The 21400-nt window shown below is 67.4% G+C and carries 18 protein-coding genes; 5 read left to right on the forward strand and 13 right to left on the reverse strand.

Annotated features, from left to right (window positions below):
* Positions 1–373 precede the first annotated feature (373 nt).
* Entirely contained in the window at positions 374–1516 is a 1143-nt protein-coding gene (locus tag AC1Q6P_RS21200) for a hypothetical protein (RefSeq protein ID WP_492665902.1), read from the forward strand.
* Positions 1517–1584: 68 nt separating this feature from the next.
* Here the strand turns inward: AC1Q6P_RS21200 and AC1Q6P_RS21205 are convergent, their stop codons facing one another.
* From AC1Q6P_RS21205 to AC1Q6P_RS21220, 4 genes are all read right to left on the reverse strand, one after another.
* Complete coding sequence (locus tag AC1Q6P_RS21205; protein WP_171827762.1) at positions 1585–2487, reverse strand: SMP-30/gluconolactonase/LRE family protein; 903 nt, start codon at positions 2485–2487, stop codon at positions 1585–1587.
* Between the two features lie 93 nt (positions 2488–2580).
* Complete coding sequence (locus AC1Q6P_RS21210; RefSeq protein WP_492665903.1) at positions 2581–3051, reverse strand: Lrp/AsnC family transcriptional regulator; 471 nt, start codon at positions 3049–3051, stop codon at positions 2581–2583.
* Positions 3052–3055: 4 nt separating this feature from the next.
* Positions 3056–4108, reverse strand: coding sequence for a lytic transglycosylase domain-containing protein (locus AC1Q6P_RS21215; protein ID WP_492665904.1), 1053 nt, complete (start codon positions 4106–4108; stop codon positions 3056–3058).
* A 133-nt stretch (positions 4109–4241) separates the two neighbouring features.
* Positions 4242–5117 carry a substrate-binding periplasmic protein gene (locus AC1Q6P_RS21220; RefSeq protein WP_171827763.1) on the reverse strand — a complete coding sequence of 292 codons (876 nt, stop codon included), beginning with the start codon at positions 5115–5117 and terminating at the stop codon, positions 4242–4244.
* 341 nt (positions 5118–5458) lie between these two features.
* On the opposite strand from AC1Q6P_RS21220, the gene AC1Q6P_RS21225 reads away from it, so the two are divergent.
* Positions 5459–6190 (forward strand): DUF6683 family protein, encoded by a 732-nt coding sequence (locus tag AC1Q6P_RS21225; RefSeq protein ID WP_492665905.1) that lies wholly within the window; start codon positions 5459–5461, stop codon positions 6188–6190.
* 21 nt (positions 6191–6211) lie between these two features.
* On the opposite strand, the gene AC1Q6P_RS21230 is transcribed toward AC1Q6P_RS21225, so the two are convergent.
* A complete protein-coding gene (locus tag AC1Q6P_RS21230; protein ID WP_492665906.1) occupies positions 6212–6691 on the reverse strand; it encodes a GNAT family N-acetyltransferase in 480 nt (159 codons plus the stop codon).
* A gap of 52 nt (positions 6692–6743) precedes the next feature.
* Entirely contained in the window at positions 6744–7211 is a 468-nt protein-coding gene (locus AC1Q6P_RS21235) for a rhodanese-like domain-containing protein (RefSeq protein WP_243392649.1), read from the reverse strand.
* Between the two features lie 122 nt (positions 7212–7333).
* Between AC1Q6P_RS21235 and pdxR the strand changes: the two genes are divergently transcribed.
* Complete coding sequence (pdxR, locus tag AC1Q6P_RS21240; protein WP_492665907.1) at positions 7334–8812, forward strand: MocR-like pyridoxine biosynthesis transcription factor PdxR; 1479 nt, start codon at positions 7334–7336, stop codon at positions 8810–8812.
* On the opposite strand, the gene AC1Q6P_RS21245 is transcribed toward pdxR, so the two are convergent.
* Positions 8803–9738, reverse strand: a complete 936-nt coding sequence (locus AC1Q6P_RS21245) for an alpha/beta fold hydrolase (RefSeq protein ID WP_492665908.1) — start codon at positions 9736–9738, stop codon at positions 8803–8805. The two genes, pdxR and AC1Q6P_RS21245, sit on opposite strands and share 10 nt — an antisense overlap.
* Positions 9739–10135: 397 nt before the next feature.
* Here AC1Q6P_RS21245 and AC1Q6P_RS21250 point away from each other — a divergent pair, with 397 nt between their 5' ends.
* Positions 10136–11065, forward strand: coding sequence for a LysR substrate-binding domain-containing protein (locus tag AC1Q6P_RS21250; protein ID WP_492665909.1), 930 nt, complete (start codon positions 10136–10138; stop codon positions 11063–11065).
* 23 nt (positions 11066–11088) lie between these two features.
* On the opposite strand, the gene AC1Q6P_RS21255 is transcribed toward AC1Q6P_RS21250, so the two are convergent.
* The 4 genes from AC1Q6P_RS21255 to AC1Q6P_RS21270 form a co-directional block, all read right to left on the reverse strand.
* Positions 11089–12687, reverse strand: coding sequence for an oleate hydratase (locus AC1Q6P_RS21255; protein ID WP_492665910.1), 1599 nt, complete (start codon positions 12685–12687; stop codon positions 11089–11091).
* Between the two features lie 189 nt (positions 12688–12876).
* A complete protein-coding gene (locus tag AC1Q6P_RS21260) occupies positions 12877–13452 on the reverse strand; it encodes a Crp/Fnr family transcriptional regulator (protein WP_492665911.1) in 576 nt (191 codons plus the stop codon).
* Positions 13453–13512: 60 nt separating this feature from the next.
* The gene (locus tag AC1Q6P_RS21265) at positions 13513–14625 is read right to left on the reverse strand and encodes a calcium:cation antiporter (RefSeq protein WP_492665912.1); all 1113 of its coding nucleotides are present in this window, start codon (positions 14623–14625) and stop codon (positions 13513–13515) included.
* A 63-nt stretch (positions 14626–14688) separates the two neighbouring features.
* Positions 14689–16338, reverse strand: coding sequence for a hypothetical protein (locus AC1Q6P_RS21270; RefSeq protein ID WP_492665913.1), 1650 nt, complete (start codon positions 16336–16338; stop codon positions 14689–14691).
* A 133-nt stretch (positions 16339–16471) separates the two neighbouring features.
* On the opposite strand from AC1Q6P_RS21270, the gene AC1Q6P_RS21275 reads away from it, so the two are divergent.
* Positions 16472–17296, forward strand: a complete 825-nt coding sequence (locus AC1Q6P_RS21275; protein ID WP_492665914.1) for a hypothetical protein — start codon at positions 16472–16474, stop codon at positions 17294–17296.
* A gap of 22 nt (positions 17297–17318) precedes the next feature.
* Here AC1Q6P_RS21275 and AC1Q6P_RS21280 read toward each other — a convergent pair whose 3' ends face one another.
* Complete coding sequence (locus AC1Q6P_RS21280) at positions 17319–18569, reverse strand: DUF5009 domain-containing protein (RefSeq protein WP_492665915.1); 1251 nt, start codon at positions 18567–18569, stop codon at positions 17319–17321.
* A gap of 33 nt (positions 18570–18602) precedes the next feature.
* Complete coding sequence (locus AC1Q6P_RS21285; RefSeq protein ID WP_492665916.1) at positions 18603–21278, reverse strand: TonB-dependent receptor; 2676 nt, start codon at positions 21276–21278, stop codon at positions 18603–18605.
* Positions 21279–21400: the final 122 nt, after the last annotated feature.

The raw sequence follows: 21400 nt of genomic DNA on the forward strand, positions 1-21400 counted from the left end.
GGGAAGTCGGCCCGCCAGGGCCGACCCCGGAACCATGAGCCCGGTGGCGGCGCGGGCTGCAGGGCCTCACGAGAAAAACCAGCGGCTGTTCTGTGCCGCACAAGCCTCCCAGCGGCGCTCAGCGCTGGTTGGCGCGGTGTCGGCCCCTGCGCGGTTTTCCGCAAGCCACCTGTCGGGCGACTTTCGGTGTCCGCTTCTCACATCCGGCCCGACCTGCATTTTATCTTTCTTGTTCCTCGCCGCAGCGGCCGGGTTCAGGGTCCGCGACCGACCAAGGCGGCAAGGCTTCGCAAGAGACTGGTCAACAAAAAGGTCCGCTGACATGCCGCTCGATTACGCTGGCGCTCCTGCCGCACGAAAGGAGCGCCGCACCGTGACCGCCGATCCGACCGCTTCAACCGATCAAGCCGATCCCATCGCCCATGACCTGACACGCTTCTCCGGCGTGACCCGGGTGGTGGCCGAGCCGCTGCGCTTCAAGGCCAAGCTGGCCATCGGCGAAGACGCTTACACCTCGCTACGCATGGTCAACCGAGCGCGCGAGGTCTGGGATGTGCTGGGCGCGGCGGGCGCGGGCGCCGCGATTGCGAAATCCAGCCTGGTGGCTTCGACCTTTTTTGCGCCCAGCGGTTTGATGGGTGCGATGGGCATCGGCGCTGCCGCCACCCCGGTCGGCTGGGTCGCGTTTGCCGCCCTGGCCTCGGGCGGCGCCTGCTACGGCATCTACCGCTGGCTGGGCCACAGCAAGGGCAGCCGCGTGATCGAGATCCCCAAGTTCCTCAACACGCCGCTGGACACCCTGGGCCTGGCCCTGTTCGACCTGATCGCGCCGCTGAGCCTGCGCCTGGCCCTGGTGGACGGTGCGATCGACGCCGCCGAGCGCGCATTCCTGCGCCAGCATCTGGTCGATGAATGGGGGCTGGACCCACGCTTTGTCGACGCGGCCGTCGGCGCCGTGGAATCCGAGCTCGCGGGGGCGGATCTGGAGGCGCTGGCCCAGGATCTCTCCGAGCTGCTGCACACCAACCCCGACTGCAATCAGAAGGTGATGGTCGAGGAGCTGATTGCCTTTCTGGCGCAGATGCTGGAAGCCGCCGGCCCGCTCTCGAACGAAGAAAGCCTGGCCCTGGCACGCGTTTCACAGACACTGCGGACCGCGCCCGCCAGCGAGCGGTCCGGGGCCTGGCTCAACGCCAAGGCCAAGGCCGGCGAAGCGGCCGAGCAGGTCAAGCGCGCCACCGTGGACGCTGCCGGCTGGACCGCCGAACGACTGCCCACGGCCGAGCAGCTGCGCGAGGTGGCCGAGCAATCCACCCAGCGACTGAAGGTCGGCGCCAACAAGGCCGGTCAGACGGCCGAGCAGTTAGGCCTGGCGGCCGCTGAGGCCGCGGCTCAGGCCGCAGCCTGGGCCAGCGAGCGCCTGCCCAGCCAGGAGCAAGTGCTGAACCAGGCCCAGCAAACCGGTGAGCAGCTGAAACTCGGCCTGGCCCGCCTCAAGGCGAAACTGAAACCCTGAAGGCCTGAGATCCGCCCGCAGCAACGCTCGGGCTGGAATTGCAGGCGAGCGCCCGACGGGCCTCGCCCTCAAAAGGTTTTGGCGCCACTGACCGCGAGCAAGAGCGCATAAAGCGAGCTGCTGGCGCAGATGAAGAGTCGGTTGCGCTTGGGGCCCCCGAACACCAGATTGGCCACACGCTCGGGCATGAGGATGCGCCCGATCAGCGTTCCGTCAGGCAGATGGCAGTGAATGGCGCTGCCGGCACTGGTCCAGAGCCGGCCCTCTTCATCAAAACGGAAGCCGTCATAAAAGCCGGTTTGGCAGCGGATGAACACCTCGCCGCCGGACAGCACCCCGCCCTCCCCCACGGAGAAGCGCCGCATGGTGCCGCAGTCGAGCCCGGTGTCAGCGATGTAGAGATGGCGCTCATCGGGCGAGAAGGCCAGGCCGTTGGGGCTGACGAAATCATCGGCCACCACCGTGAGCTCACCACTGCGAGGGTCCAGCCGGTAGACATAGCAGCCCGGCAGTTCCTGCTCGGCCTTGACCCCCTCATAGTTCGAGCTGATGCCGTAGTTGGGGTCGGTGAACCAGACCGTGCCGTCGGACTTGACCACCACATCGTTGGGGCTGTTGAGCCGGCGGCCTTGGTAGCGCTCGGCCAGCACGGTCAAGCTGCCGTCGTGCTCGGTGCGCAGCACGCGACGCCCGCCATGCTCGCAGCTGATGAGGCGCCCTTCCCGGTCCACCGTATTGCCATTGCTGTAGCCCGAGGGCTGGCGAAACACACTGACCGCGTTCGAGGCCTCGTCCAGGCGCAGCATGCGTTCGTTGGGAATATCACTCCAGACCAGCGAGCGATGGGCAGGAAACCAGGCCGGGCCTTCGCACCAACGGTTGCCCGTGTGGAGCTGCTCCAGTTGCGCACTCAGGCGAATGCAGTCTTCAAAACGGGGATCCAGGATTTCGTAGCGGGCGGGGCTGTTCATGAGGGGCTCGATCTGCCAAAGCCCTCAGTGTCGGCAAGCCCCGGCGTCGCCCGGCGGCGTTTTCGATGGCCTTCGCGCCGCCAAACCGCAAACTCAATCGGCCAAGGGCAGCGCCAGGCCCCGCTTGGCACTTTCAAGCACAAAGGTGCTGCGAAACTTCTTGATATTGGGGTCGTCAAAGAACAGCTCACGGCTCAAGCGTTCGAAGGACGCCAGGTCGGCCGCGGCGATCAGGAGCACGAAGTCGCTGGCGCCGGCCACATACCAGCACTGCTGCACCTCGGGCCGCGCAACCATGCGGCGCTTGAAGCCATCGATCACCGCCTCACGGCTGGCTTCGGCCAGTTCCACCTCGACCAGCACGCTGACGCCCAGGCCCACCGCCTGCGCGTCGACCAGCGCCACCTCCGCGCGGATCACACCGGTCTCGCGCAGGCGCTTGATGCGGCGCTGCACGGCCGTCGCCGACAGGCCGACGCTGTGGGCGATCTGCTCCGCGCTCTGCCGGCAGTCCTGTTGCATCAGACCCAGAATCTGCCGGTCAAACTTATCGAGGGTCGCCATCGTTTCAGGGCCTCTTCGGCGCGACAGGGCGCCAGAAATCCAGCATCGGCGAGGGTGGTGTCACCGCGGCATCGAAAGGGTGGCTTCGCTGCCCATGCACGGCGGTCAGAATGCGTCGCACATAAGCGCGAGTCTCTGCGTAGGGCGGCACGCCGCGGTAACGCTCCACCGCCCGTTCACCGGCGTTGTAGCCGGCCAGGGCCAGGGCGACATCGCCCTCGAAGTAAGCCAGCAGCCAGCGCAGATAGGCCATGCCACCACGGATGTTCTGCGTCGGGTCGGTCAGGCGGCTGACCTTGAAACGCCGGGCGGTGTCGGGCATCAGCTGCATCAAGCCTTGAGCGTTCTTGGGTGACAAGGCTGCCGGGTCGAAGTTCGATTCAGTGGCCATGACGGCCAGCACCAAGGCCGGAGCCAGCCGGTACTCGGGCGCCACCTGCTGGACGAAATCGACGATGGCCGCCGGTGCCTGCGCCGGCGGCGGCATCGCGGGCCAGTCTTGCGAGCGAGCCGCGGCTGACCCTTTTGCGCCAGGTTTCTGAGCCGCAATCACCGGCTTGGGCGGGAGCACATCGGCCTCGGGCGGGCGCAGGCAGGGCGGCGGCTCGCCCATCGGCGTGCCGCCCATGGCAGCCAGCATGCGCTCGGCCTGGGCGATGCCCTGCTCGGCCGCGGCGGCAAACAGATGGGCCGCTTCGGCATCGTTGCGGGCGATGCCGCGGTCATGGCTGAGCATCCAGGCCAGGCTGTACTGCGACTCGGCGTCGCCGTAGCGCGAGGCGCGGCAGTACAGCGCCGCCGCCGCCGCCGGGTCGCGCGGCATGCCATTGGCGCCATGCTCCAGCGCTTTGGCCTCCTCGCGCCAGCGCAGCACCTGGGAGGGCACGACCAGGGCCCGATCGGGCGGCGGGCCGCTGGGGCGCGGCAGCTGCTCCAGGGTCAGCAAGGGCGCGGGGCTTGACGATGCGGGGACCTGGGCCGAGGCGGCTGAGCTCAGCAGCAGGGCCAGGCAGGCCGAGAGTACGGGGAATAGCGCGAACAAGTTGACAGGCTTCACGGCGCGCAGTGTAGGGGGCGGCTCAGGCCGGCAGGGGCGCCGCCCGAGGGAGGGCAGGGGCGGATCCCAAAGAAAGCAGCCGAGCACCGGCTCGCGGTGCAAACACCTGGGATCACCATGGACCGTCGAACGCTCACCCGCTCACGCGGCCGGGTTCTTCCCACAGCTCAGCCCGCCGCAAGGGCGTCGCGGCCGGCAGCAAGGGATTGTGCAGGTTCAGCACCTGGCGTTCGTGCAGCGCCAGGCGCTTGAACTGGGGACGCATGTGCTGAGCGAACAGCGCTTGCCAGAGACCTTCGCTGACGATGCGCTCCAGGCCGCGGCTGAGATCCTCGGCCAGCCCCGGGTCACGCGGGCTGACAAAGAAATAGAACGCAGTCGGGTAGCGCAGCATCAGCCCCGGCGCAATCGCAAGCTGGTAAGGGACACCAAAGCGTTGCAGATCGTCCTCGATTTCCAGCACCGAGCGCGGGAAGAAATCGGTACGGCCGCGCTGCAACATGGCGAACAGGTTTTCGTAGCTGCTGCCGGTGCCCACTTGCAAGCCATTGGCCCGGAGGATTTGCGTGTCAGGCCAGTCATGCATCTGCCCAGCCACCACGCCGCGCAAGCCATCGAGGTGGCGCACCCTGGCGAAGCGCGCCTGATCCTGCTTGCGCACCAGCAGCAAACGCCAGCCCATCAAGCCTCGATCCAGCGGGATGCGCAAGGGCAGCAAGTCGCGCTCGCGCGCATCGCTGGTCATGCTCCACAGCAGATTCAAGGCCCCCTGGCCTGTGGCCAGGGCGCGGATTGCGCGCTCCTGCCCCACGGGTTGGGGAACCGCTTGCAGGCTGTAGCTGACACCGCAATGCGCAATCGCCAGCCTCAACACCTCAATGCAGTACTGCCGAAACGGATCGTCCGGGCCGCCAAACACCGGGTAGCTGATCTGGCGCGGGCTGGCCCTGAGCGGACTCGCGCCCAGACCGGTGGCAGCCAAGCTCAGCAAAACACGACGGCGATCCATGGGGCAGCGGAGGTGGCAGGCATGAGGGATGCGGGTGGCAAGCGCTCAAGGCCAAGACCAGGAGCTTCCAGCACATTGTGGAGCGAGCCATCGCGGCTGTCACCCCGGGCTAGGGCGGCGTCCGCGCAACCCACAAGCGCAGACAGGCCCGATTTTTCCATCCCGAGTTTCTGAAGTGTCCTGTAACAAAACCGTTAGGTCGAGTGGCCGCTTCGACGCAGCCTGCCACTAGACTGCGGGCCAGCTTGGCAGGCCGCAGGGTGCGGCCCAATCGGGAGTTGAAGATGCACTCACATCCAGGAACTGAAGCCATCCAGACAGGATCGACGGCATGGCGACACATGCGCCTGGCGCTCGGTGGCTTGCTGCTGCTGGCCAGCGCGGGCCAATCGGCCTTGGCCTTTGACATTCCGCCGCCCCCGCCGCCGATGTACCAAGGACTGATCTTCCCGCTCTTCCCGGGCTCATCGGCCGTGCCTTTCTCGGGCCAATCCGGCAGCAGCAGCAATTCCAGCAAGACCAGCGCAGGCAAAAGCAGCAGCGCCAGCCCGGTTAACGCAGCCACGCTGGCAGCCGAGCCGGCACGGGTGCAAGCCCACGCGCGCGAGCTGGCCGCCCTGGTGCCGCCGGCGCAGCGCGAGGCGCTGGCGCAGGCCTACAGCCAGGCCTTCGAAGGCTACCTCCAGCTCGAACGCAAGCTGGGCCTGCCCGAGAACGATGTGGCCAATGCCCTGGCCGCCTTCATCGCCGGCAACTACATGGCGCTGAACCAGGTCGAGGTGCCCGACGCCAGCTTTGTGCGCCTGGCCGCCCAGCTGCGCGAAGCGCTGCCGCGCAACCCCGGCTTCAGCGCCATGAGCGGCGCCGCCAAGCGCAAGCTCTACGAGCAAAGCGCCATGCAAGGCACCTTCATGGCCGTGGCCCGGCTGGCGTTTCTGAAACAACCCCAAGCAGCGGCCGAACAGAACTACCGCGCCGCCGCGCGCGCCAGCCTGGAGGCTGCGCTGAAGGTGCCGGCCGAGCAGATCCGCATCGATGCACAAGGCCTTCACCTCGGCAAGGCCACGCCCTGAAGTCGCCAGCCGCCGCGGCCTTCAGGCCGGCAGCGCCAGGATGAAGCGCCGCTTGACCAGCTCCTGCGCGCCCTGGCGGCGGTAGAAGCGGGCGGCGGCCTCGTTCCAGTCAGGCGTCTGCCACTGCAGCTCGCGGCAGCCCTGGGCGCGGGCATGGCGGCTGGCCCGCTGCAGCAAGACCTGACCCCAACCTTGGCCACGCACGGCCGGCTCCAGGTAGAGGCAGTCGAGATGCGCGAATCGCTCGGCGGCCAAGGTGGAGAAGTCCAGCGTCAGGCTGGCATAGCCCAGCGCCTGAGCAGCATGGCCTGGCTGCGGAGACGGCGGCGGCCCCCAGAGCAGCCAGGCCTGCAGGCGCTCTTGCTGCAAAGCCCGCTCCAGGCGCTGCTGGCGCGCAGCGCCTGCTTGGCGGCCCATGGGCAGCACGATCCCTTCGAAGGCCGCATGGGCCGCGCCCAAGCGCATCAGGGCCTCGGCATCGCCGGGCACGGCGCGTCGCACGATCAGGGGCGCAGGCCGAAGCCGCGCTCGCCCCTCCACCCCGAGCGCCGCCTCAGCAGGCACAGGCGATCAGCGCGTGGCCACGCATGCTGCCGGGCGCCTCGCCCAGCGCCACGGGGTGGCCGTCGCGCTTCCAGAAGTCCAGGCCGCCCAGCATTTCCTTGACCTGGAAGCCCAGCAAAGCCAGCTTGAGCGCCCCCTTGGTGGAGCCATTGCAGCCGATGCCATCGCAGTAGGTCACATAGGTCTTGCTGCGGTCCAGGCTGGCGGTGCTGGCTGCGTTCATCAATCGGTGCGGCAGGCTCAGCGCGCCCGGCACATGGCCGGCGGCGTACTGCGCCTCGGAGCGGGTGTCGATGACGACCAGCGCGGCGATGCCCGCACTCAAGTCCTCGGCCACATCCCAGGCGTCGGCATGAAAGCGCAGCTTGGCGGCCATGAAGGCGGCACTCTCGGCGGGGCTGGGGGCGGGGTGAGACAAGACCAGGGACATGCCCGATTCTTCAGAAACAGTGCTCACAGAAAACATCCTTTGCGAAGTGAAGCCGGTGGTGGCCAGCCGGCGCTGCGCCACACGACACGGCCACTGTGCGCCGCATTGGCCTTAGCATTGAGTCCAATTTTTTCAAATCGATAAGACCCATGCCTCCATCCCGCCTCTGGCTGCAATGGTTCGAGCGCGGCGCCGCCCCGGGCCTGGGCCGGCGCGAGCAGCTCTGCGCCAGCTTGCGCCATGCCATGCGCGAGGGCGACCTGCAGCTGGGCGAGCGCCTGCCCTCGAGCCGGATGCTGGCCGCCGACCTGGGCCTGTCGCGGGTGACGGTGGAGGCGGCCTACGGCCAGTTGGAGGCCGAGGGCTACTTGAGCCGTCGCATCGGCCAGGGCAGCTTTGTGGCCTTCGCCCGGGCGCCCGAGCCGACGCCGCGGCCCTCTGCAGGCGCGCGCGTCGCACACCTGAACATGCGCCCGCCCCCACTCTCGCAGCGTGGCCAACGCATCGCCGATGGCGGCGCCTGCGAGGACCCGCGGCGCCCTCTGCCCTTCGCCGCCGGCAGCCCCGATCTGCGCGCCTTTCCCCTGCCGCTCTGGCGCCAGCTGATCAAGCGCCGGCTCAGCGACGCGGGCGGGCGCGAACTGCTGGGCTATGGCGGACCCCAAGGCCTGGACTGCCTGCGCGAGGCGATTGCCGGCTACTTGCGCCAGGCACGCGGCCTGCGCTGCAGTGCCGAACAGGTGCTGGTGCTGACCAGCTCGCAGCAGGCTTTGCAGCTACTGGCCAGCATGCTGTTGGATGAGGGCGACCGCGTATGGATGGAAGAGCCCGGCTACCGCGGCGCCGCAACCGCCTTTGCCGCAGCGGGCGCGCGGCTGCGGCCGGTACCGGTGGATGCGCACGGTCTGTGTCCGCCCGAGCGGGGCTCAGAGCCGCCCCCCCGCCTGATCTACCTGACGCCCTCGCACCAATACCCCAGCGGCGTGGCCCTGAGTCTGGCCCGACGCCAGGCCTTGCTGGAGCTGGCGCGGCGCGAGGGCTGCTGGTTGATCGAAGACGACTACGACAGCGAGTTCCACTACGAGGGCCGGCCCATGCCCGCGCTGCAAGGCCTGCAGCCCGAGCAGGAGCCGGGCCGGGTGCTTTACCTGGGCACCTTCTCCAAGGCCTTGTTCCCTTCGCTGCGCCTGGCTTATCTGGTGCTGCCGCCGGAGCTGGTGGCGCCGCTGTGCACCGCACGCAGCATCCAGGACGGGCACAGCGCCCTGCTGCCCCAGGCCGTCACGGCCGACTTCATCAGCCAGGGTCATTTCGCCGCCCATCTGCGCCTGATGCGCCAGCTCTACCGCCAGCGACGCGAGGTGCTGATGAACGAGCTGCAGGCCCGGGTCGGCGATTGGTTGCGCCCACAGCCCAGCCCGGGCGGCTTGCAGATCGCCGCCCTGCTGCCGCCGGGTGAAGAAGCGCGCTGGAGCCGACGCGCGGCCGGCGCTGGCCTGCTGACGCCCAGCCTCAGCGCACTCTACCGAGGCCCGGCTCGATTGGACGGCTGGCTGCTGGGCTTTGCCGCCCTGACGCCGGCCGAGATCGTGGTCGCGGTGCAGGCCCTGGCCAGGCTTCAGCGCTGAGCGGCCGCTTCGCGCAAAAAGGCCTGCACCCGCGCCGCCCAGGCTGCGCCCTGTTCGATGAAGGGCCGGTGGCCCGATTGCTCGAACACCTCGGTCTGCGCCCGGGCCTGCGGGCCCAGGGCATCGCGCATCTCGTTCATCACCTGGGGCGGCGCCACCGCGTCGTAGCGGCCGGTCAGCAGCAAGGTGGGCGCCGTCACGGCCTTCAGCCGCGGCAGCAGTTCCACACCGGCCAGCGTGCCGCCGACGCGGCGCTCCGGATCAGGGCCCAGCATGGCGCGATAGACATCCAGATTCAGAGCATCGCGCGGGTCGCCACTGGGCGCCGCTTTCGGGTGACTGGCAGCCCGATCGGCCCAGTACAGCGGCGCGAAGGCTTCACCGAGCAGGCCTTGCGCTTCGCGGCTGCCGCTGAGCAGGCCTTGCTCTCGCAAGGCTTGCAAGGCCTGCCAACGCTCAGGATGGTGGCGCTGCAATTGCGCTTCGAAATGGTCAATCTGCGCCTGCCAGCTGCGTGCCCCGTGCAAGGTATTGCCCAGAACCAGATGGTCCACCGCTTGCGGGTAGCGGCTGGCGTAGGCCTGTGCCACAAGGCCGCCGTAGGAATGCCCGTAAACCGCCAGCGTGGCCACACCGAGGTGGCGGCGCAGTCGTTCCACATCCTCTGCATCGCGGTCCACCGTGTAGCGCGAGGGATCGGCCAGGCGGGCCGACCGGCCCCGGCCGATGTTGTCCAGCACCACCACAGTGTGTTCTTGCGCCAGCACGCGGAACCAGGGCCGCAAGCCGTAGCCGCTACCGCCCGGGCCGCCGGGGAGCACCACCAGCACGGGGCCTTGACCCATACTGGCATAGGCCAGCGAGCCATCCGGCGTGGCAATGCGATGCTCGGACCAAGCGGCTGGCTGCGCAGCGCCCGGCAGCAAGGCGTTTGCAGCGGGGCCGTTCGACGCAGAAGGGGCGGAGCTTGCCGTCGAGTTCTGCGCCGGGGCCGATGCCACAGGCTCGCGGAAGGCAAGGCGCCGATCTCGCAGGAGCGCTGGGCCAGAGCCAGCCGCAGCCGGTGGCATGGCCTGGAGGGCGCCCAGCACACCGTCAGCGGCCCCGCTTGGAACCGCCAGTACCAGCGCCAGAGCCGACAGCATGGCGGCCCCCAGCACCAAGGTCCATGCATGGCGCGCTCTCGGCTTCCGACGGGTCTGAGGTTGTGGCGTCATGTTCAGCTCCTGAATCTCGTAAAAGTCATGGCTGGACATGCTAAGTTTTCAATAAGCATGGGAAAAGCAGGAATTTCTGGCCGGATTGGATAGTTAAACTTTCCAAATGATTTCTGCCGCCCGCCTTCCCTTGCAATACCTGGCCGCATTTCGTGCCACCGCCCGCAGCGAGAACGTGCGCGCCGCCGCCGAGCAACTGCACCTCACGCACAGCGCCGTCAGCCAGCAGATCAAGTCGCTGGAGGCGCAGCTGGGCTATCCACTGTTCGAGCGCCAGGGGCGTGGCATCCGCCTGAACGCCGCCGGCCGCGCCCTGCACAACGCGCTGGAGCGCGCCTGGACCGAGCTGGAGCTGGGCCTGCGTGCGGCCAGCGCCGCCAGCGGCAGCGCCATGCAAAGCCTCAAGCTCACCTGCACGCCCTCCTTCGCGCAGCGCTGGTTGATCCCGCGCCTGGGCCGCTGGCAGGCCGAGCATCCGCACATTGCGCTCAAACTCTTCACCCTGCAGCGCGTGATCGATCTGGAGCAGGAGGGCTTTCACCTCGCCCTGCGCCAGGGCGTGGGCCCTTGGCCCGGCCTGATCAACGAGGTGATGATGGAATCACGCCAGATCGTGGTGGCCGCGCCGGCCCTGGCCCAGCGCCTGATGGGGGCCTCGCCCGATGGCCTGGCCGCGACCCTGGCCGACGAGCCCCTGCTCGGCGATGCCGAGCAATGGACGCAGTGGTTCGCCCTGGCCGGCCTGGCGCGCCGCATCTCGCCCAGCGCCAGCTTCAACGACGGCGGCCTGCTGGTGCAGGCGGCCGAGGCCGGCATGGGCATCGCCCTGGCCCGCGAGCTGCTGGCGGCCGATGCCTTGCTGGAGGGCCGCCTGGTGCGCCTGCCCGGGCCGGTGCTGGAAGGCGCGGTACAGCGCCGTTATCACATCGTCTACCCGCCCGCCCTGAAGGACGAGCCCGCCCTGCGCACCCTTTGCAACTGGCTGCATGAGGAAATGGCGAACTCGGCCCGACAGTTGCGAGGGATGGAGGTATGAACGACCAAGCAAATGCTAACGACTCATTTCAACGCTTTGACCAAGGCATCCAACTGGACCTTGAGCGAATGGTCGTGGCGCAGGATGGGCGGTACCGGGCGCGGCACATTCAGCAGCTGGTAGACGGCCATCTGTGCGGCGCGCACCGAGTATTCGACGGTGAAGACCACATCGTCCGGGATCTCGACAAACTGGCTGACAAAGGCCAGATTGCGCGAGTTCCTGGGCACCGGCAGCGGCCGGTCGCTGAGCGCGCGCGGCATGAACATGCTGGTGATGTAAGGCATGCGGCAGGGGATGCAGTTGGCCTGGGCCACGGCCTCGAAATCGAAGCGCAGATGGCCGCAGAGCTCGCGCAGGATCTCTTCGCCCGTGCACTCGGACATGGGCTTGGCCACGAAGTCACCGACGCGATCGGGGAACAAGGCATAACCCCAGAACACCTGGACATCGGCCGGCTGATTGGCAAAGTGTGGCTGGTGGGCCAGGACGATGGACATCAGCCAGTTCGAGTCCTTGAAGGTCACCAGGCCGCCGGTGCCCGGCTCATTGCCGCTGAAGGCGCGCATCTTGTCGAAGAAGGCCGTGTCCTTGAGCGTGACGGTGAAGGACTCCCACATGGACTCGGCAATGCTGCTGTTGAAGGCCGCCGGATTGCCGAACTCGGGCCGACCCTGGGCCAGCTTTTCCCACAGGGCCCAGCCCTGGCTGTCCTGCTTGTTCAGTTTCGGCGGCGCGCTGTGCATCGAGCCCAGGCTGGATGCATCGGTCATGGAGCCGTTCTGGAAACACACCAGGTCCTGCGGGCCGAGTTCGATGCGCTCGGCCTGGCCGGCGCGCTGGCAGCAGATGGCGGTGACCTGGAACTGGCCTTCGGTCTCGACATGCTCCAGGTCGGTGACCTGGCAGTCCATCACGAAGTTCACGCCCTGCTCGCGCAGCCAGGCCTGCAGCGGCCGCACAAAAGAGTCGTACTGGTTGTAGACCGTGCGCTTGACGCCGCCCAGGGTTTCGATGCGCGAGAACTCCATCATGAAGCGGTGCAGATAGCGCTTGAACTCGACGGCACTGTGCCAGGGCTGGAAAGCAAAGGTGGTGGCCCACATGAACCAGAACTCGGTCTCGAAGAAGGCCGGCGACAGCCAGTCGGTGATGGTGCTGGTGCCCAGTTCTTCTTCGCTGGCATTGGAGAGCTTGAGGAGCTCCAGGCGGTCGTGCATGGAGAAACCCATGGACTCGACCGGCACCTTGGCGCGCTGACGGTTGACCAGGCGGGCTTGCGAATGGGCCTTGTACTTTTCGTTGAAGTCCAGGGTTTCGCCGAGCACGCTCTGGCCCGGGTGTTCCAGCGAGGGGATGGACTTGAACAGGTCCCAGGTGCACTCGTAGTTGTCGGTGGTCAGCATGCGGCCGCCGCGCAGCGAGTAGCCGCGCTCGGCATCGCCGGCGCCATCCAGGCTGCCGCCCATCAAGGGCAAGGCTTCCAGGATGTGGATCTGCGTGCCGGGCACGCCAGCGTCGCGGATCATGAAAGCCGCGGCGGCCATGGAGCCGATGCCGCCGCCCAGCAGGTAGGCGCGGAACGAGGGATCGATGGGGCGGGTCGATTGGGGCGTGGTCATGTCAAAGCTCGCTTTCATGTCAGGGGTGGCAGCCGATCCTTCAGAAATCCGCTGAACCTCACCGTTCGCCAAGGAACAGGTGAAGGCATGGGCGTAGCTTCGCGCCGCGCAGGCGGCTGACAAATGATCCGGATCAATCGGCCCGGGTCGCGAGGCGGGGCTTTGACTTGGGTCAAAGCCCGAGCGTCCTCACTCGTTTCGCAGACGCTTGCGAATGCGGCTCAAGGCCTCGGGCGTCACGCCCAGGAAATGCGCCAGGTCGCGCTGCTGCACCCGCTCGGCCAAGGCCGGCTGGCTGCGCAGAAAAGCCTGGTAGCGCTCGTCGGGGCGCAGGGTCAGCAGCTCGCGTTCGCGCTGCTCCTTGCGCACGATGTGCCAGGCCAAGAGCTGACGGATGGCGCGCTGCCAGGCCGGGTGGCGCTCGGTCAGCGCATGCATGGCAGCAAAGTCCACCTGCTCGATCTGGCAATCCTCCAGGGCAACGGCGGCATAGTCGGTCTTGCCGCCAGCCACCAGCACATTGGGGCAGGCGAAGAAGTCGCCTTCGCCGATGAAGGACTTGATCCACTCCTCGCCCGCCTCATTGCTGTAGCTGAGCTTGACCATGCCCTGGCGCAGCACATACACAAAGGGCTGCCACTGGCCGATGCTGAACACATCGTCGCCGCGGGCGTAGTGGCCCAGGCGGTAGCCGGGCTCCAGCAAAGCCCAATCAGGCAGGGGCGCGCCGGCGGCGCCTTCGAGAAGAAGTCGGGTTTGCTGCATCAATCAAGGTAAGAACCAACCACACAAATCACGCGGCAGGCGCGAGCACGCGCCCATCGATCAGGGCACCACGGCCAGGAAACAAAAGACGGCAAACAGCACCAGATGCACGGCGCCTTGCAGCACGGTGGCGCGGCCGCTGCCCAGGGTCAGGGTGGCCACCACCACCGTCAGCAGGAACAGCACCATGCTGGTGTTGGACAGCCCAAGCACCAGGGGATAGGGGAAGAACAGGGACAGCAGGGCCACGGCCGGGATGGTCAGGCCGATGCTGGCCACACCCGAGCCCAGGGCCAGGTTGAGGCTGGTCTGCAGGCGCTTGCGCAGGGCCGCGCGCACGGCGGCCACGGTCTCGGGCAGCAGCACCAGCAAGGCCACGATCACGCCCACCACCGAGGGCGGCGCGCCGGCCGCACGCACGCCGGCCTCGATGCCCGGCGCCAGCAGCTTGGCCAGGCCCACCACGCCGACCAGGCAGGCCAGCAGCAGCACGACGCTCCAGGCCGCCACGCCGCCCGAGGGCCGCTCCATGGCCTGCTCGCCCTCCTCGGTCTCGATGGGCAGGAAGTACTCGCGGTGCCGCACCGTCTGCACAAAGACGAAGGCGCCGTAAAGCACCAGGGACACCAGGCCGGCAAACATCAGCTGGGCGGTAGAAAAAGTCGGGCCCGGCGTGCTGGTGGTGAAGCTGGGCAGCACCAGGGTCAGGGTGGCCAGGGCCACCAGCACGGCCAGGGTCGGGCTGGTGGCCTCGACGCGGAAGGCCAGCACCTTGTGACGCAGGCCGCCCAGCAACAGGCACAAGCCGACCACGCCGTTGCAGACAATCATCAGGGCCGAGAACACCGTGTCACGGGCCAGGGCGTTGGAGCTCTCGCCGCCGGCCAGCATCAGGGACACGATCAGCGCCACCTCGATCACCGTCACCGCCACGGCCAGCACCAGGGAGCCAAACGGTTCACCCACGCGGTGCGCCACCACCTCGGCATGGTGCACGGCCGAGAGCACGGCCGCCATCAGCAGCAAGGCCAGGGGCAGCATCCACCAACCGGCCACGTCCTGGCCCAGCTGTGTGATGCCCCAGAGGCCCAGCAAGGCCAGAACGGGCGAGACCAAACACCAGGCCGGCAGGGCCTGCGGCAAGCGAAACGAGGCGGTGGAAGTTGAGCTCATCGCGAGAGCATAAAGGCTGCGGAATTCACCGCCTCCGCCGGGCCCAATCCCGCGCGGTTTGAATCAGCCCGGTCCGCTCCGCCAGACCGCCGCAAAGGCGCGCAGCTTGTCCCAGGCACCGAGGCGCTCGTCCGACAAGGCATCGAGAAAATCGGACAGGCGCTTGGACTTGACCATGGTGTACACGGTCAAGGCCGAGGTCACCACCAGCACGCCGACGAAATAGGCCAGGCGCTCGGTCCAGGGCGCATCGGCCGCAGCCAGCAAGTTCATGCCCAGGAAACCGGTGGTGATGGTGCCCACCAGGCCGAAGATGGTGACCACGGTCAGGCGCACCACGGTGTTGGCCTGACGACGGATGCTGTCGGTCTCCAGGTAATCGCTCATGTCGGTGACGCGTTGCTTGACCTCGGCATGCAGGGCATCCAGGCCCAGATGCTCGGCGCACATGCGGAACAAGGCGCGTGACTGCGCCTGTTCGGCCACATCGTGGAACCAGTAGCGGTGGGTGAAGCGCAGAAAGCCCTCGAAAGCCGAGCGGATGGCGCGCTTGAAGCGGCGCACGTTTTCGGGGTCTTGCACATTGAGCCGGCGCAGCGCCTCGACCAGGCGGTCCGAGAACATCAGCAGGGCCGCCTTCTGGAAATGCGCAATCAGGAAGATCAGGAAATGCTGGTGCCGGAACTGGGCCAGCACGCCGCGGTCGCGACAGGCGAAAAAATCCGCATCGGCCCGCCCCACCACCACCAGGGCATGGCCGCTGCACAGATAGCGCGTCTGCGGCGCCGCGCCGACGTCGCTCCAGAATCGGTCGTAGCAATAGCGCCGCTCAAAGTCGCTCAGATGATCCTCGCCGTAAGGCAGGCTGCCCTCCTGCGCCACCGGGCCGGAGCCGGTCACCAGGCCCAGGCGCACGAAATCGCTGCGCGTCAGCGCGCGTGGATCATCCACCGCCAGGTAGGCCATCATGGGCATGCGGTAGTACTCGATCTGGCGGTAGCTGAGCGCCCCCGAGCTCGGCTCCCCGGCATGGTTGACCAGGGGGCGCAGCAGCCAGTCCCAGTGCCGGGCCAGGCGCGGCGCGCGGTGGCGGTGCACATGTTCGATGAAGCGCTCGCGCTCGCGGCTGTCCGAGCTGGACAAGACCTGACCCTCGCCGTCCAGCCATTCGGCCTGGGCCAGGCAATGCAGGGGCAGGCCTTGGGCGTCCCAGCCCGGCGGGTAGGCGCGGCCCAGGCGGTACATCAGCTCCTGCGCCTGAGCCAGGCTCAGGTCAGCGCTGCTGACCTCCACATTGAGCAGCACCACATCGACATCGAAGAAGAAGTAGAGGTCAACGTGGACCACCTCCAGCAGCAGCGGCAAGTCCTGCGGCCGCGTCTGCACGCGCAGCTGTTTGACGTCGTGGCGGCGGAACACCTTCATGCCCGAGCCGGCGCCGCCCTCGGCGCCCTCTCCGTAGAGAAAGCGCTGCACATAGGGCAGAAAGGTGACGAACTCCTGGTAGTGGCGCTCGTGGAAGTTCTGCGGCCCGCCGGTGTACTCGTCAGCGACTTCGCGCCAGGGGCTGTCGGCCACGGCGGCCAGACGCTCCCAGGGCCGGCGCGGTGCACCGGGCGCGTCGCCCAGCGGCATCAGGCGCAGCGGCCAGAGCAGGATCTGATGCAGGCGCTGCACGCGCGGGCTGACGGCATGGGGGTCCGAAGCGGGCATGGCGGGGCGTGAGCAGGAAGGGAAGCGCCATCATCGGCCGGCCGCGGCTGACGTCAAGGGCTCATGAGCCAGCGCTCTCCCGGCCTGTTTCGGGCTTGCCCACGCGGGCCTGGAGTGACACCATGACGAAATGATGACATTGACCGTCGCCGAATGGCGCACCCTGCTGAGCACGGTCGCCATCTTCAACATCCTGGCCTGGCTGCTGGCCACGGCGCTGCTGCAGCGGCGCCGAGCGGCCCTTGGCGACGAGCTCTTCCTGATGCGGCGCTGGCAGTTGCTGCTCTCGGCCGGCTATGTCTTCGGCTGTGCCTACCGCTCCTTTCTGCCGGTCTTCGATGTGCCGCGCCTGGTGCTGGTGGACAGCTGGATGTCCAGCGTGCTGATGGGCCGCTCGGTGGCCACGCTCGCCGAGCTCTGCTTTGTGGCGCAGTGGGCGCTGATGCTGCGCGAGGTGTCCCGGGCCACCGGCAGCCGGGTCGGGCACATCACCTCCTTCTGGATCGTGCCCCTGATCGCGGTGGCGGAGACCTGCTCCTGGTACTCGGTGCTGACCACGGCCAATATCGGCCATGTGCTGGAAGAGTCGATCTGGGGCCTGTGCGCGGGCCTGCTGGTGCTCAGCCTGGTGGCCATCTGGCCGCGCTGCAGCCCGCGCCAGCGCCCCCTGCTGGCGGCCTGGTGTGCGGCCGGTGTGGTCTACGTGGCCTTCATGTTCATGGTCGATGTGCCCATGTACTGGAGCCGCTGGCTGGCCGACGAGCTGGCCGGTCGCGCCTACCTGAGCCTCAGCCAGGGCTGGATCGATGTGGCCGGCCGCTGGGTGGTGTCGCACCGCCAGGAAGACTGGCAGGGCGAGATGCTCTGGATGTCGGCCTACTTCAGCGTCGCGGTCTGGATGAGCATTGCCTTGGTTCACGCGCCGGTGCACCGGCCTGCGCCCCAGGCGCTGCGCTGAATCGGTCGCGCCAAGCGCCCGCTCAGATGCGCAGGCGCACGCCGCGCGCTGCCAGCCACTTGACCAGGCCGGCCACCAGCAAGGCATAGCCCACGCCCGCCAGCACCCCCGGCGCCCCGCTGCGCAGCAGGCTGGGCCAGCCCAGCTGGCCCCAGCTCATGGCCGCGCCGATGACAAAAGGGATCAGATAGGCCAGCAAGGGATGGGCCGCCACCGGCTCCAGCAGCGCCGGCCAGAGTGAACGCCCCCAGCCATCGACCCACTGCGCCAGCGCGGCAAAGATCAGCACGCAGGCCGCCGCACAGTACAAGGCCCAGCTCGGCGTGGCCAGGATCTTGGACACCTTGAACTCCGGCCGCAGCAAGGCCGCCGCCAGCGCCAGCACGGCCGCAAAGATCAAGGCCCGGAGCCAGAGGCGGGCGCGTTGTGAATCACGCTGCGCGCCGTAGAACAGCAAGGCCGTGGCACAGCCACTGAGCACCAGCACGGCATGCGCGAAATGGCCGTTCTGGCTGAACACGAGAGCCAGGCCCGGTGAGGCCTGAACCGCAGGCAGCCAGTGCAGGGTGGCGTAAGCCACGCTGAACAACAGGCCGAGCAAGACGCCAGCCAGGCGCCCGCGCGCGAGCAGGTAGACCGCGCAGCCGATCAGGTAGGCCCAGCCGATCAGACCCAGAATGCCCCACCACTGCGGGCTCATGCCGCTCTGCCCCTCGGAACCACCACGGTACAGCCAGGCCAGCCCCGCGAAAAGGCCCAGGCCGGCCCAGCGCCAGGCGCGCCCGAACGGCGGCCCTCCACGCAGCGAGCCCCACACCAGAAAGGCCGCCAGGTAGATCAGAAGCGTCCAGGCCGCGACGGGCAGCGGCATGGACGCCGCATGAAAACCGCCCTCCGCATTGACCATGAAGACGCCGATCAGAACCAGGCCCAGCGCTCTTTGCAGCACATGCAGTTGCAGCTGCAAGGTGCTGTCGCCCAGGCGCTGGCGCTGCTGCAGGGCGAAAGGAATGGACATGCCGACGATGAAGAGGAAGGCCGGGAACACCGCGTCGACAAAACTCATGGCATCGGCCTGGGCCGGCATGTGCTTCATCCGGGGCGGCAATCCCGCCACCCCGCCCCAGAAATTGACCGTGATCATCACCAGCACGGTCAGCGCCCGGAAGATGTCGATGGCCAAGATGCGGCCGCTGCGCAAGACGGGCCAGGACAGGCTCGCTGGCGCCGAGGCCACAGGGGATGGGGACGCGTTCTCTTCAACAAGCGCCATGCCGGTTCTCCTCCTCAGGCCGGCGTTGCCGGCTCAGTATTCAATGCCCACCCGAACGCCATACATGCGCGGGTCGTTCCAGGTGCCCTTGACCCAGCCATCACCCGCCATCAAGGAATTCTTGGTCATGGTGTTGCCGAGGTTGAGCACATAGGCCTCGAGATGCCAATGCTTGGGCGATACCAGCTTGATCGAGGCATCGACCTTGGTGTAGGCCTTCTGGGCATCCGAGATGTGGGCATTGTCCAGGTTGCGCAGGGTGAAATACATCTTGTCCTGCCACTTGAGGGAAATCCAGGGGGTCAGCTTGTAGCCTTCGCCGAAGTTGAAATCCTGCGAGAAGTTGAGGCCCAGGCTGTACTTGGGCGCCAGGGGCAGCTGGTTGCCGGTGATGTCGTAAATGGGCCGGCCCACCAGGGCCGGGTCGCTGCCCGTGTAAGTAGGCGGGCAGGCCGGTGCGCCCATCTCGGCCCGGTAGTCACACAGCCAGGCATCGCTGAAGCTGGGGTAGTCCTTCATCTTGGTGCGCAGGTAGGAGAAGAAGCCACCCAGGCGCGCACCGGCCCAGGGCTTGTAGTCCAGCTCCAGCTCCAGGCCGGCGATGTCGACCTTGCCGACATTGACGGTCTGCCAGGTGCTGTGCAGATCGCAGCCTGGGTTCTCCGCCGGGCATGGCGCCTCGGGCTTGAACTTGCTCATGAAGGCATCGCCCGTCACCTGCATGTCCTGGTACTTGCTGAAGAAGGCGGTGGCCGAGAGGCTGAGGCGATTGTTCAGCATCAAGCCCTTGTAGCCGAACTCGAGGTTGGTGACGGTCTCGGGCTTGTAGGGCAGGAAGGTGGTCTTGCCGGCGTAGGGGCCGATGCACTCATGCTCCTTGCAGAAGGTGTCCTTGTCGCCGAAACCGCCGGCCTTGTAGCCGGTGGCCAGCGAGGTGTAGACCATGTCCTTGGGCGTGATCTGGTTCATCAGGCCCAGGCGATAGGTGAACTTCTTCCAGCTCTCGCTGTGGTCGTTGTGCGCAGGCTCGCCGTAACCGGCATAGGCGCCCACGCCAGCGAATGCGCCCATCTCAGCCGTCAGGTCCTTGCTGGTGTGGGGGCGGAAGCCCTCGTGGCCCGGCAGGCCCGAGTCGTACTTGCCGTTGTAGTAGGCGCCGTCGCTGGCGCCGTAGGAGCCGTAGTTGCGCCCGCCGATGTCGGTCTTCTTGTCCCAGCTGAAGCGGCCGCCCAGGGTGGCCGTCCAGGTGGGCGCGAACTTCCAGTCGGCCTGGGCGAACAAGGCCTTGGAATCGACCGGCCGATTGGGCTGCGCGAAGTAGGCGCTGGTCGGCAGGCCGTAAGGGCCGCTGACCAGCATGTCCTGGGCGTAGTTGATCTGGTTCTTCTCGTGCATCCAGAAGGCGCCGAGCACGTACTGCAGGGTCTCAGTCTTCTGCTTGAACTGCAGCTCATGCACCGTCGAGATGTACTTGGAATCGATGGTGTTGGAGGAGTTGTCGTAGAAGGGGTAGATGCCCCAGCTTTCCTCCCCCGAATGGTTGGGCACCTCGGCCGTGATCTGGCTGGCAAGCGGGTGAAAACCGGCATCGTCATCGGTCTGCTGGGAACGGCGCTGGTCGGCGTAGGCGAAGTTGTACTCGACGGTGGACGTCTTGTTCAGATTCCAGACCAGGCCACCGCGCACGGTGTCGATGGACATGTCGATCTTGCCGGGCACATTGACCTTGGCATCCCATTTGCCGCCCGGACAGGCGTAGGCCGTGCCCGCGGCCTGGTCGCAGTCCTTCATCGCCAGCTCGCCAGCGCCCGAGTTCTGAAACTTCTCGTAGGACAGGCTGCCTTCCAGATCGGGGCTGAGCTTGGCGCGCGCCGTGATGCGGCCGGCCCATTCGTTCTTGTTGTAGTAGTAGTTCTTCTTGCTGACCTTGCTGTTGCGGCGCTGGTCAACATCGGGGATGCCATCGGGCTGCAGGCCGTGCACCGGGTCGTAGACATCGGTGAAGTCCTGGCTCTGGTTGATCCAGCCATCGCGCGTGACCTTGCTGAAGGTGGCGCGCAAGGCCAGGGTGTCGCTCAGGCCGATGTTCTGCACCAGATTGAGCTGGCGCTTGTTGTAGTTGCCCAGGTCGAGCTCGGCCGTGCCGTAGGTCTCGCCGAACTCGGGCTTGGCCGGGATGATGTTGACGCTGCCGGCGGTGGAGTTGCGGCCGAACAGCGTGCCCTGCGGGCCGCGCAAGACTTCCACCTGCTCCAGGTCGAACATCAGGGCCATGGCGCCCTGGGGCCGCGGCGAGTAGAGGCCGCCCACATGCAGACCCACGGCGGGGTCACCGATCTCGGTGAAGTTGTTGGAGCTGACGCCGCGGATGCTGATCTGTACGCCCGAATCGGCGCCGGTGGAGATCTGCAGATTGGGCACCGAGCCGCTGAGGCCGCGCACATCGGTCACGCCTTCGCGGGTCAGCTTGTCCTGGGTGATGGCCGTCACCGCCACCGGGGTTTGCAGCAGGCCGGTGCTGACGCGCGTGGCCGTCACCGTCACCAGGGGCAGCTCGTTTTTGTCCTGCGCCTTGCTGTCCTTGCCTGCGGCACGGGTCGAAGCCGGCGCGGCTTCGTCCTGGGCGCGGGCCTGCTGCGCCAGGCCGCTCAGGGCAGCCGCAGCGGCCAGGGCCGTCAAGGTCAAACGGGTGGGGTGACGGGTCTTCATTCAAGGCTCCTGAATCGTTGTAGGGAGAAGAAGGACGGACAGACTGAGATGAGACAAACCGGCACATGCCGCAGCGGCACGTGCAAGGGGACAAGAAAACTGGAAGGGGAACGGAGGGGCAG

The organism is Roseateles sp. GW835-FHT13E02 (assembly GCF_058794035.1).

What these genes read in the sequence shown, in the direction of transcription:
- AC1Q6P_RS21205 (WP_171827762.1), bottom strand. Translation starts at nt 2,487, where the DNA reads ATGAACAGCCCCGCCCGCTACGAAATCCTGGATCCCCGTTTTGAAGAC.
- AC1Q6P_RS21250 (WP_492665909.1), top strand. Translation starts at nt 10,136, where the DNA reads ATGATTTCTGCCGCCCGCCTTCCCTTGCAATACCTGGCCGCATTTCGT.
- AC1Q6P_RS21210 (WP_492665903.1), bottom strand. Translation starts at nt 3,051, where the DNA reads ATGGCGACCCTCGATAAGTTTGACCGGCAGATTCTGGGTCTGATGCAA.
- AC1Q6P_RS21260 (WP_492665911.1), bottom strand. Translation starts at nt 13,452, where the DNA reads ATGCAGCAAACCCGACTTCTTCTCGAAGGCGCCGCCGGCGCGCCCCTG.
- AC1Q6P_RS21225 (WP_492665905.1), top strand. Translation starts at nt 5,459, where the DNA reads ATGCGCCTGGCGCTCGGTGGCTTGCTGCTGCTGGCCAGCGCGGGCCAA.
- AC1Q6P_RS21285 (WP_492665916.1), bottom strand. Translation starts at nt 21,278, where the DNA reads ATGAAGACCCGTCACCCCACCCGTTTGACCTTGACGGCCCTGGCCGCT.
- pdxR (WP_492665907.1), top strand. Translation starts at nt 7,334, where the DNA reads ATGCCTCCATCCCGCCTCTGGCTGCAATGGTTCGAGCGCGGCGCCGCC.
- AC1Q6P_RS21275 (WP_492665914.1), top strand. Translation starts at nt 16,472, where the DNA reads ATGACATTGACCGTCGCCGAATGGCGCACCCTGCTGAGCACGGTCGCC.
- AC1Q6P_RS21270 (WP_492665913.1), bottom strand. Translation starts at nt 16,338, where the DNA reads ATGCCCGCTTCGGACCCCCATGCCGTCAGCCCGCGCGTGCAGCGCCTG.
- AC1Q6P_RS21265 (WP_492665912.1), bottom strand. Translation starts at nt 14,625, where the DNA reads ATGAGCTCAACTTCCACCGCCTCGTTTCGCTTGCCGCAGGCCCTGCCG.
- AC1Q6P_RS21220 (WP_171827763.1), bottom strand. Translation starts at nt 5,117, where the DNA reads ATGGATCGCCGTCGTGTTTTGCTGAGCTTGGCTGCCACCGGTCTGGGC.
- AC1Q6P_RS21280 (WP_492665915.1), bottom strand. Translation starts at nt 18,569, where the DNA reads ATGGCGCTTGTTGAAGAGAACGCGTCCCCATCCCCTGTGGCCTCGGCG.
- AC1Q6P_RS21255 (WP_492665910.1), bottom strand. Translation starts at nt 12,687, where the DNA reads ATGACCACGCCCCAATCGACCCGCCCCATCGATCCCTCGTTCCGCGCC.